The sequence below is a fragment of the Streptomyces sp. NPDC086835 genome, assembly GCF_044745705.1.
Classification (GTDB): domain Bacteria; phylum Actinomycetota; class Actinomycetes; order Streptomycetales; family Streptomycetaceae; genus Streptomyces.
This window is the reverse complement of record NZ_JBIVAU010000021.1, coordinates 34,734-44,984: the sequence shown is the minus strand read 5'-3', so window position 1 is coordinate 44,984 and position 10,251 is coordinate 34,734. Positions and strand designations below refer to the sequence as shown.

The following is a 10,251-nucleotide window of genomic DNA, read 5'->3' as shown; positions in this document are numbered from 1 at the left end:
AGGTCGCGATGGCCAGGGCGATGGTCCGCCGGGCCATCGAGGAGATGATCCCGTTCGGGTGGGTGACCGCGGACGCCGGCTACGGCTACTCGAAAGGCTGGCGGACCGATCTCGAGCGGGCGGACGTCTTCCACGTCATGGCCACCACCCGCCACGACACCGTCGTCACCCGCTGGGCCATGGACCACCCGGTTCACGACCTGTTCAACGGACTGCCCCGGCAGAAGTGGAAGCGCCGCTCATGCGGCGAGGGGGCTCACGGCCCCCGCGTCTTCGACTGGGCAAGAGTCGAGGTCCGGCCCTGGCACCGGGAGGACCGGCGGCACTGGGTGATCGCCCGCCGCAGTGTCCGCCGGCCCGAGGAGATCTCCTACTACATCGCCTACCGCCCGGCCGACACGACCCTCGACCAGCTGATCCGCGTTGCCGGCACCCGATGGGCCGTCGAGGAGTGCTTCCAGACCGCGAAGCAGGAATGCGGCCTGGACGACTACCAGGTCCGCCGCTACCCCGGCTGGCACCGCCACATGACCCTGGCCATGGCCGCCCACGCCTGCCTCACCGTCCTGCGAGCCCGCGAGCTCGACGCCGCAAAAGCAGAAACGGATCCTCCGGCCTCGTCCCCCTCAGCCTCCCCGAGCTCAGGCGTCTGATCCACCGCCTCACCCACCGCCGCCCGGCGTCTGTCGACCACGTCCTGCACTGGTCCACCTGGCGACGCAGACGCCAACACCAAGCCCGCGTCAGCCACCACAAACGACGCGGCCACACACCACCCGCACCTGCCCAACCGTCACGACAAAGACCGTTGCAGTACTAGCCCTTCCCTGTCATCGACGACGCCACGTCAGACCCTGCCCTGGCGGGACGAGCGCCCAGCACCCTCCTGACGTTCGTGCAGCCCTGCTGGCCCGGGTCCGGTGCCATGCACCGGACCCGGGCCCGTGGCGGACGTCAGTCGAGAGGCGTCAGCGTGCCCGTGCGCGCCAGTTGCGCGTACCAGCGCGAGCTCGCCTTGGGGATGCGCCTGCCCGTCGGGTAGTCGACGTAGACCGTGCCGAAGCGCTTGCTGTATCCGTAGCCCCACTCGAAGTTGTCCAGCAGCGACCAGAGGAAGTAGCCCCGCACGTCCACGCCCGCCTCGATCGCCCGGTGCACCGCCGTGAGGTGTCCGTGCAGGTAGGCGATTCGGTCCGGGTCGCGGACCTCGCCGCTCGGGTCGACGTAGTCGTCGAAGGCCGCGCCGTTCTCGGTGATCACGAGGGGCATGTCCGGCAGGTCCGCGCCCAGGCGCAGCAGGAGGTCGTGCATGCCGGTCGGGTCGACCGCCCAGCCCATGGCGGTGGTGGTGCCCGGCGGGAGGTGGAAGGCCACGTTGTCGGCGCCGATCCAGGGGCTGTGGTCGCTTCTGCCGTGGCCGTCGGAGCCGTGGCTCGTCCCGTCGGCCGCGGCGGACACCAGTGTCGGCGTGTAGTAGTTGACACCCAGGAAGTCGAGCCGCTGCTCGATGTCGGCGGTGTCGCCGTCGCGCACGAAGGACCAGTCCGTCAGGTGGGCCGTGTCCTCCAGCAGGTCGGCGGGGTAGGCACCTTCGAACATCGGCCCGGTGAAGACCCGGTTGGCGAGTGCGTCGATGCGGCGCGCTGCGTCGACGTCGGGCGCCTGCCAGGTGAGCGGCCGCACATGGTGGATGTTGAGGGTGACGGACACCTGGGCGCCGCCGGGCAGCGCGGCGCGCAGCGCCTGGACCGCCTTGCCGTGCGCCAGGTTGAGATGGTGCGCGGCGCGCAGGGCCGACACCGGCTCGGTGCGTCCGGGTGCGTGCACACCGGAGCCGTAGCCGAGGAAGGCGCTGCACCAGGGCTCGTTGAGGGTGGTCCAGGTGCGCACCCGGTCGCCGAGCGCGTCGGCGGCGAGTGCGGCGTACTCCGCGAACCGGTCGGCGGTGGCCCGCTCGGGCCAGCCGCCGGCGTCCTCGAGTTCCTGCGGCAGGTCCCAGTGGTAGAGCGTGGCGACCGGCTGGATGCCCTTGTCCAGCAGTTCGTCGGTGAGCCGGCGGTAGAAGTCCAGTCCCTTCTGCACCGCCGGGCCGCGGCCGGTGGGCTGCACGCGCGGCCAGGAGATCGAGAACCGGTACGCGCCGACGCCGAGGTCGGCCATGATGCCGACGTCCTCGCGCCAGCGGTGGTAGTGGTCGGTGGCGACGTCGCCGGTGTCGCCGTTGCGGACCTTCCCCGGCGTGCGGGCGTAGGTGTCCCAGATGGACGGGGTGCGGCCGTCCAGCGCGGCTGCTCCCTCGATCTGGTACGCGGCGGTCGCCGTGCCCCAAAGGAAGCCCTGCGGGAAGGTGAGGGTGGCGGGCGTCTGGTCGGCGGGGGCGACGCGCCGGGTTGCGGTGGTCACAGGGGTCCTTCCGGTGACGTGAGAGAACGGGAGACAAGGAAGAGGGGGTGTCGGGCCCACGGCGCTCAGCCCTTGACGGCGCCCTGCATGATGCCGCCGACGATCTGGCGGCCGAAGACGACGAACATCGCCAGGAGCGGCAGCGTGCCCAGCAGGGCGCCGGCCATGATCAGTGACTGGTCACGGATGTATCCGGCGCTGAGCTGGGTGAGCGCGACGGGCACCGTCGGGTTGCTCATGTCCAGCGCGATGAAGGGCCAGAAGAAGTCGTTCCAGGCGTGCACGAACGTGATCATGAACAGCACGGACATCGCGGGCCTGGCGATCGGCAGGACGATGCTCCAGAAGATGCGGAGCGAGTGCGCGCCGTCCACGCGGCCCGCCTCGACGAGTTCGTCGGGCAGGGCCTCTGCGAGGTACTGCCGCATGAAGAACACGCCGACGGCGCTGACCAGGGTGGGGAAGATGACGGCGGGCAGTTTCTGACCCCAGCCCAGGTCGCTCATCATCATGAACAGCGGTACGACGCTGAGTTGGGGCGGCACCATCATCGTGCCGATGACCAGCATCAGCAGCACGTTGCGCGCCTTGAACCGCAGCTTGGCGAAGGCGAAACCGGCGAGCGTGGCGAAGAACACCGTCGCCAGCGCGATGCAGCCGGCGACGATCAGACTGTTGATCATCGCCTTGCCCATGGCGGCCTCGTCCCAGGCCCTGGCCAGGTTCTCGAACAGGTTCGGCCCGGGCAGCAGCGGAGGCGGGGTCTGGGTCACCCGCGTGTTGTCCGTCGAGGCCGCCACCATCGTCCAGTACAGCGGGAAGAGCGAGGTGAGCGCCGCGATCGCGAGGAGCACATAGGCGAGCGGGCCGGCGTGGTGCTGACAGCCGGCCCGCATCCGCATCAGCGGACGCCGGCGGGTCCCGCCAGGGGATTCCTGCACGGCGCCGGGACCGTGCCCGGCCCGGGCAGCGAGGCTGTCGGTGGTCATGACGCGGTGCTCCTGGTCGGTCCGGACCTGCGGGACGCGGCGCGCCTGACGACGCGCTGGACGACGAAGACGAGGACCAGCAGGAGGAACATCACCCATGCGACGGTCGCGGCCCGGCCCATCTGATAGTTCTTCCAGCCCTCCTCGTACAGCAGCAGTCCGAGGGTCTGGTACTGGTTGTCGGCGCCGCCGGTGATGCCGTTGGGTCCCTGGCCGAAGATCAGGGGTTCGCCGAACAGCTGCGTCGCGCCGATCGTCGACAGCACGACGGTGAAGACGATGGTGGAGCGGATTCCGGGGACGGTGACGGTGAGGAACTGCTGCCAGCGCGAGGCGCCGTCGATGGCGGCCGCTTCGTAACGCTCCCGCGGGACGGCCTGCATGGCCGCGAGGTAGAGCAGTGCGTTGTAGCCGGTCCATCGCCAGATCACGATCGTGGAGATGGCGATCTGGGCGGCCCACTTGTTGTTCTCGAAGTCGACGTTGTCGAAGCCGGCCAGGCCCAGCATCCAGTTGATCATGCCGAAGTCGCGTTCGAAGAGCATGGTGAACACGAGCGCGGCCGCACCGACCGAGGTGGCGTACGGGGTGAGGGCGGCGACCCGGAAGAAGGTCGAGCCGCGCATACGGTAGTTGAGCAGGTGGGCGAGACCGAGGGCCATCAGCAGCTGCGGCACGGTGGAGATCACGCCGAGGGTGATGGTGTTGCCGACCGCGTTCCAGAAGCGTTCGTCCCCCCACAGCGCGACGTAGTTGTCGAAGGCCACCCACTCCATGACGTTCATGGTGGCGAGCTCGACCCGGTGCAGGGAGATCCACGAGGTGTGGACGAGCGGATAGAAACTGAAGGCCGCGAAGACGACGAAGAACGGGGCGACGAAGGCGTAGGGCGCGCCGCGCACGTCCAGGTGGTGGAGCAGGGCGCGCCGGCGCGGGGGCGCGCCGGCACCGTGTGCGCCGGGCGCCGGCTTGCCGACGGGTCCGCCGGCCGGCGCGACGGGGGTGGAAGCGGCCACGGGGACAACCTTCCTGTGAGGCCTGGGTACGGAGGGCTCGACCCCGGTGACCGCCTGCCCCGGGCGGGCGGCGCGGTCACCGGGCGGACGGGCGCGGGTTCAGCCGGTGGCCTTCTTGATCCGCTCGTCGGTGGTCTTCCAGGCCTCTTCCGGGCTCTTGTTCTGGGACTCGATCAGCGTCAGACCCTGCGAGAAGATGTCCTTGATCGTGCCGTCCTTGCGTCCGAGGACCTGCTCGTCGGGGATCTCCTGGGCCGCTGCGCCGAAGATCTCGCCGATGGGCGCCCCGCCGAAGTACTCCTGCTCGGCCCCGGTCACGGCCGGCGACGTCAGCGCCTTCTGCGAGGACGGGAAGTTCCCGAGCTTCTGGAAGACGAACTCCTGCTGCTCCGGCGCGGTGAGCCAGGCGACCAGCTTCTTCGCCTCCTCCTTGACCGGGCTCTTCTCCATCACGCCGAGGAAGGAACCGCCCCAGTTGGCGCCCTTGGGGGCCTTGGCGACATCCCACTTGCCCTTGTTCTTCGGCCCGGCCTTCTCCGTGATGTGGCCGAGCATCCACGCCGGGCAGACGGTGGTGGCGAAGGTGCTGTTGGACAGGCCGGGGTCCCATCCGGGCTGGAACTGGCGCAGTTTGGCGGTCAGTCCGGTCGTCGCGGCCTGCGAGGCGAGGTCCCAGGCCGCGGTGACGGCGGGGCTGTCCTGGTAGATCAGCTCTCCGTCCTTGTTGTAGAACTGCTCGGAGTTGCCGTAGATCATCGCGTTGAACAGGCCGCTGGCGCTGTCCATGAAGGCGACGCCGTCACCCTTGAAACCGGCCTTGAAGTCCTTGCCGGCCTGTACGTACTTCGACCAGTCGCCCGCCCACAGTTTCGCCACCTCGTTCCGGTCCGTAGGCAGTCCGGCCTGCTCGAACAGGTCCTTGCGGTAGCAGACGGCCATCGGGCCGATGTCCGTGCCGAGCCCGATGAGCTTCTTGTCCGGGGTGGTGACCTGGCTGAGTTTCCAGGGCAGGTAGTGGTCGATGCCCGGTACGCCGGAGAGGTCGACGAACTTGTCGGCCTGGGTGTCCACGAGCTCCTTGGCCCGGCCGATCTCTATGCCCTGGATGTCCTTCAGTCCGCTGTCGGCCGCCAGGTGCGTCTGCAGGGCCGTGTAGTAGGTCTGCTCGTCACCGGCCACGTCGGCCTTGATGGTGACGTTCGGGTTCTCCTTCATGTAGCGGTCCAGCAGACCGGTCTCCTTGTACCCCATGACGCCGAAGAGGCCCATGGTGATGGTGACCTTGCCGTCCTTGACGCCGCCGCCGGTACCGGAGTCGCCGCCGCTGCTGCAGCCGACGATCAGGCCGAGGGCGGCCAGCACGGAGACAGTGCCCGTAACTCTTGTACGCAACAGCTTCTGATTCCTGGTCATGGTGTCCTCCCCAGCGACGGTGCCGATGCACCGGAATGCGGACGCATGGGTCCGCCGAGCGGCCCGATTCCTTGGTGGGCACGTTCCCAAGCTACGATGGGAACGTGCCCACCAAGGTGCACGAAGACTGACGGCCTCGTTGTGCGCCTGTCAAGAACTTGAAACCAGATCGTCTTCCGAGGCACATCTCGGAGGCGAACCGGCCTGATCGCCGGGGACCGCGCGGACTTCTGGCAAAATGCGCTGCCTGGCGGCGTTTCACGCCGATCGACGAGGGAGGAGCCATGGGGGGCAGCCGGCGGCCGACCATCAAGACCGTGGCCGCGCGGGCCGGTGTGGGCCGCACGACGGTTTCGCGTGTCATCAACGGTTCGGAACTCGTCAGCGACGAAGCACGGGACGCCGTCCTGGCGGCGATCGCGGAGCTCGGTTACGTCCCGAACTCCGTCGCCCGGGGCCTGGTCACCAGCAGGACCGACTCGATCGCCCTGGTGATCCCGGAGTCGGAGAGCCGGCTGGGCTCGGAGCCGTACTTCTCCGCGGTCATCCGGGGCGTCAGCACCGGCCTGGCCGACACCCGGACCCAGCTCCAGCTGGTTCTCGTACGGGACAAGGGAGAACAGGACCAGCTCACCGACTCGGTCGCCGCGCGGCGGGTGGACGGCGTCCTGCTGGTCTCCGTGCACGAGCAGGACCCCCTGCCGGGACTCCTCGAGGACATGGGGCTGCCGACCGTGCTCGCCGGCCGCCGCTCCCCCGCCGAGTCGCTGAGCCACGCCCACTCCGACAACGTGGGCGGCGCCGCCGCCGCGGTGCGGCACCTGGTGGAACGGGGCCGGCGGACCATCACCACGATCACCGGTCCGCTCGACATGGACGTCGGCCGGAGCCGTCTGCACGGCTGGCGTGACGCCCTCGGCGCGGCCGGCCGGGACTCCGGCGGACACCTCGTCGCAGCCGCCGACTTCACCGAGGAAGGCGGCAGACAGGCCATGCGTTCGCTTCTTGAACGGATCCCGGATCTCGACGCCGTCTTCGCGGCGTCAGACGTGATGGCCGTCGGCGCGATGAGCGAGCTGCGCGCGCAGGGCCGGCGCATCCCCGAAGACGTGGCGGTGATCGGCTTCGACGACTCCTTCATCGCCCGGCACACCGACCCTCCGCTGACGACGGTGCGCCAGCCCGTCGAGGAGATCGGACGGACCATCGCCCGCATCCTGCTGGCGGAGATCACCGACCCCGGCGCTCCGCGCCGGCACGTCGTACTGCCCACCGAACTCGTCGTCCGCGACTCCACCTGACGATGAGCGACCTCGCGGACCCCCCGAGCCTATGGCGAGGGCGCTTCGTCGGAACAAGATCGCAGCTGCTCCTGAAGGAACGTGACGGCCGAGGCGTCGCAAGACATGACGATCACGAGCCTGCCGTATTCGGTGCCTTCGGGCCGCTGTACGGACCATCGCTGTCCTGCCCGCAGCAGGGTCCTGAAGAGCAGCCGTCGCTCTGCGAGGTCTCCTGGCAGTGCCTCGTCCGACAGTGCCTCGTCCGCTGCGTCGATGATCAGTACGCAGTGGTCCGCAGACAGCCACTTCAGGTCGCGCAGACAGTCGGAGAGAGCATCCCAGTTCCACCCGAAGTAGTCGGGCAGCCTCAGCCCGTCGTAGAACTGCTGGAAGACGGCGTCCGCGTCATGCATCTCCCGGCCGTCCAGACGCGCTACGTACGTTGTGCCGGTCACGGGGAGCAGTAGGTCGACAGGCAGGGCGCCTTGCTTCGCGACCACGTGCAACCAGGGCACGTCGCGCACCGCCACCCTCACTCCCATGATCCAGCGACTTGTTTCGGAACAGACCCCTGGCATCCGCGTGGCACACCGCGGGATCGGGGCGTCGGCCCCGCGTGTGCTGGTCCGTCGTCACAAGCCGTCTCGGTCAAGCGGCTTCGCGGCCGGAAGCCGGACCGCACAGGCGCCGGCGCGCTGCCCCCGTCGGGCCCTGCCGTCGGCCGGTGAGCGCGGCGACCCATGCCCTGTCGCGTCAGGAAGCTTCCCTCGCATCGTAAACCCCGCCGGGCGGGCAGCAGCGTGGAGCTCCTCGAATCCAGGGAGCGGCACAGGCGCTGCAAGAGCCGCATGGCACCCGTCCGGGGTCTTCAGCAGCCCCAGTAGGGTTCGGCCGCATGAACGATCCCGTCCTGGAGCTGCTGCGCACCCGTCCGGAGCTCGCCGAACTCGCCGCGTTCCCGTTCAACTTCGACATCGACCGTGCCGACCACGTCGAGGACGTCCGGCTGGCGTCCGGCGGTCCGCTGGAACCGGTCGCCGGGGACGACACCGGCGGTACGTACTTCGTCTGCGGGGACGGCGCCGTGCTGTACGCGTCCTCGGAGGGCGACGCCGTACTGATCGCCGACAGTGTCACCGAGGCACTGGAGACGATCATCAGGCTGCCCTGGTGGTGCGAAGGCATCCGCCCGGGCCTCGAGGAGGAGCAGCTGCTCGCCGCGGTCCGCGAGGGTGACGAGGAGGCACGCGAGCAGTTCGCCCCCGAACTGGACGCCCAGCGGGCGGCATTGCTGAGCGGGCTGGGTCTGTCCGAGCGCCCCCTCGTCGAGCTGGCCGCCATGGCCGAGTCGGCCGCGGAGCGCACAGAGCCGGACCATGTCCTGCTCAATGCGGAGGAGTTGGGGGCGTACCGCCTGCCCGGCGACCCGCCGCGCCGCTCGCTGCGTGACGTCGTGCTGGCGCCGGGACGGGAGGCCCTGGAGAGGATGCGCTCCGGCGTGCCCGGCTCCTGGGAGGAGGTGGGCGCCGACGCGGTGCTGCGGGCCGGGGTGGTCCGGGCCGCGCAGTACGACCGCCGCGAGGACGACCTGCCGTTGCTGCGCTTCCTGCTGGAACGCGAGAACACCGAACGGACCGAATGGTTCGAGGAGGGACGCCTGGCTGCCGTCCTGGTGGGCCTGCACGGCCGCCCGGAGGATGTGCCGTTGCTGCGAGCGGCGACCGGCGGCGGTGTGACGGATGCCGCCGGCGCCGTGGACTGGGCCCGGACGGAGGACGCGGAGCGCCACGGCCAGGACCCGTCGACGCAGAGCGAGTTCACCTGGATCGAACTGGCCCGTCGGCAGGGCCGCACGGAGCACGCCCGGGTCGCGCTGATCCGCATGCTGGACGACACGGGGCCGGACGCGGCACGGCTCCAGGAGTTGAGCCGCGCGCTGGAACGGCTCGGCGATCATGCGCAGGCGGCACGGGCGCAGTTCGACCTGCTGTCACTGCAGGACACGGACTGGGACCGGGCCGCGGAAGCATACGTCCTGGCCCGGCTGGAGCGCCGCAAGGGCGATCTGAGGGCGGCGCGAGGGGCGTTGGAGCGCGCGCGGGCGGCAGTGGGACTCGACGGCGCCGCACCGGACGAAACGGTGTCCGAGTGGCACCGCCGCGGTCTCGGCCGGATGATCACGGAGCAGCATCTGGAGCTGGTGCTCACGGCCGTGGAGGCCGGTGACGCGGACCTCGCGCGGGAGACGATGCGGCACGGAAAGGTCCTGCTGGGCAGGATCGCCAAGCAGTTCCGCTCCTCGCTGGGTGATCTGCCGGCCCGGGCGACGTGGGCCGTCGCCCGGCTCGGCCGGGGACCGACGTAGCTCCTGCGCTCTGCTCAGTCAGCCGTGCGCCGCAGGACCAGGGAGACGAAGCCCCAGCTGTCGCGGTAGACGCGCAGCCAGTCGGACCGGTGGGCCGTGGCCGCCGCGAGCGCCTGCCCACCGGCCGGGTCGTCACGGTGGTCGAGAGCCCAGGTGGCCAGCGATCCCGTCCATGACCACTCGTAGGCGTCCAACTCCTGACGGGTGCTCACGTGCCCGTGGACCGGTGTCCAGCCGTCGTCGACGACCCGCTCCACGGTGGTCGCCAGGTCCGTGAGGTCCCCGAGCATCTCGACGGCCTCCTGCGAGGGCGCGCGCTCCCAGAATCCGTCCCCGATCAGGACGCGGCCTCCGGGTGCCAGGTGGGCGCGGGCCGCCGCGAGGGTGGGGAGCAGCCCACCGAAGGCGTGCGTCGCCCCCGTACTGATCACAAGATCGAAAGCGTGCGGGGAGTCGAAGCCGGCCGCGTCGCGGTGATGGAGGGTGAGGCGTTCGTGTACCCCGAGCTCGATCGCGGTCTCTCTCGCTCGGGCGAGGGCGCCTTCGGAGACGTCGACGCCGTCGCCCTTCAGACGCGGCTGCCCGACCAAGGCGCGCAGCAGCCATTCCCCGCCGCCGCAGCCCAGGTCCAGCACCCGCTCGGCGCCGGGTCTGATGCCGTGCCGGAGCAGGAGGCGTACGGAGTCGTCGTCCAGCGGGGACGCTACGGGGTGATCGGCATGGGCGAGGCGGGAGATCTGCTGACGGTCCACCGGCGCAGCCTGACACTGCCGGTGGACCGT

Annotated in this window: 9 protein-coding genes; 3 read left to right on the top strand and 6 right to left on the bottom strand. The window is 70.1% G+C overall.

The annotated features are described in order from the left end of the window. Positions 1 to 653 (top strand): IS701 family transposase (locus tag ACIPJI_RS35700; protein ID WP_402251098.1); only part of this gene is annotated, 653 nt, incomplete at its 5' end. Between the two features lie 301 nt (positions 654 to 954). Here the strand turns inward: ACIPJI_RS35700 and ACIPJI_RS35695 are convergent. From ACIPJI_RS35695 to ACIPJI_RS35680, 4 genes are all read right to left on the bottom strand, one after another. Further along, on the bottom strand, positions 955 to 2,403 hold the full coding sequence (locus tag ACIPJI_RS35695) for a GH1 family beta-glucosidase (RefSeq protein ID WP_402251096.1): 1,449 nt from the start codon (positions 2,401 to 2,403) through the stop codon (positions 955 to 957). Positions 2,404 to 2,468: 65 nt separating this feature from the next. Then, positions 2,469 to 3,392 carry a carbohydrate ABC transporter permease gene (locus ACIPJI_RS35690; RefSeq protein ID WP_402251094.1) on the bottom strand — a complete coding sequence of 308 codons (924 nt, stop codon included), beginning with the start codon at positions 3,390 to 3,392 and terminating at the stop codon, positions 2,469 to 2,471. Continuing rightward, positions 3,389 to 4,408 (bottom strand): carbohydrate ABC transporter permease, encoded by a 1,020-nt coding sequence (locus tag ACIPJI_RS35685; RefSeq protein WP_402251093.1) that lies wholly within the window; start codon positions 4,406 to 4,408, stop codon positions 3,389 to 3,391. Before ACIPJI_RS35685 ends, ACIPJI_RS35690 begins: the two co-directional genes overlap by 4 nt. A 99-nt stretch (positions 4,409 to 4,507) precedes the next feature. Next, positions 4,508 to 5,821: an ABC transporter substrate-binding protein gene (locus tag ACIPJI_RS35680; RefSeq protein ID WP_402251091.1), complete on the bottom strand. Its 1,314-nt coding sequence runs from the start codon at positions 5,819 to 5,821 to the stop codon at positions 4,508 to 4,510. Between the two features lie 284 nt (positions 5,822 to 6,105). Between ACIPJI_RS35680 and ACIPJI_RS35675 the strand changes: the two genes are divergently transcribed. Continuing rightward, the gene (locus ACIPJI_RS35675) at positions 6,106 to 7,122 is read left to right on the top strand and encodes a LacI family DNA-binding transcriptional regulator (protein ID WP_307705295.1); all 1,017 of its coding nucleotides are present in this window, start codon (positions 6,106 to 6,108) and stop codon (positions 7,120 to 7,122) included. Positions 7,123 to 7,151: 29 nt separating this feature from the next. Here the strand turns inward: ACIPJI_RS35675 and ACIPJI_RS35670 are convergent, their stop codons facing one another. After that, positions 7,152 to 7,559: a barstar family protein gene (locus tag ACIPJI_RS35670; RefSeq protein ID WP_402251089.1), complete on the bottom strand. Its 408-nt coding sequence runs from the start codon at positions 7,557 to 7,559 to the stop codon at positions 7,152 to 7,154. 440 nt (positions 7,560 to 7,999) lie between these two features. Here ACIPJI_RS35670 and ACIPJI_RS35665 point away from each other — a divergent pair, with 440 nt between their 5' ends. Beyond that, positions 8,000 to 9,469 (top strand): hypothetical protein, encoded by a 1,470-nt coding sequence (locus tag ACIPJI_RS35665; protein ID WP_402251087.1) that lies wholly within the window; start codon positions 8,000 to 8,002, stop codon positions 9,467 to 9,469. A gap of 14 nt (positions 9,470 to 9,483) precedes the next feature. Here the strand turns inward: ACIPJI_RS35665 and ACIPJI_RS35660 are convergent, their stop codons facing one another. Then, entirely contained in the window at positions 9,484 to 10,221 is a 738-nt protein-coding gene (locus ACIPJI_RS35660) for an SAM-dependent methyltransferase (RefSeq protein WP_402251085.1), read from the bottom strand. Between the last annotated feature and the right edge of the window lie 30 nt (positions 10,222 to 10,251).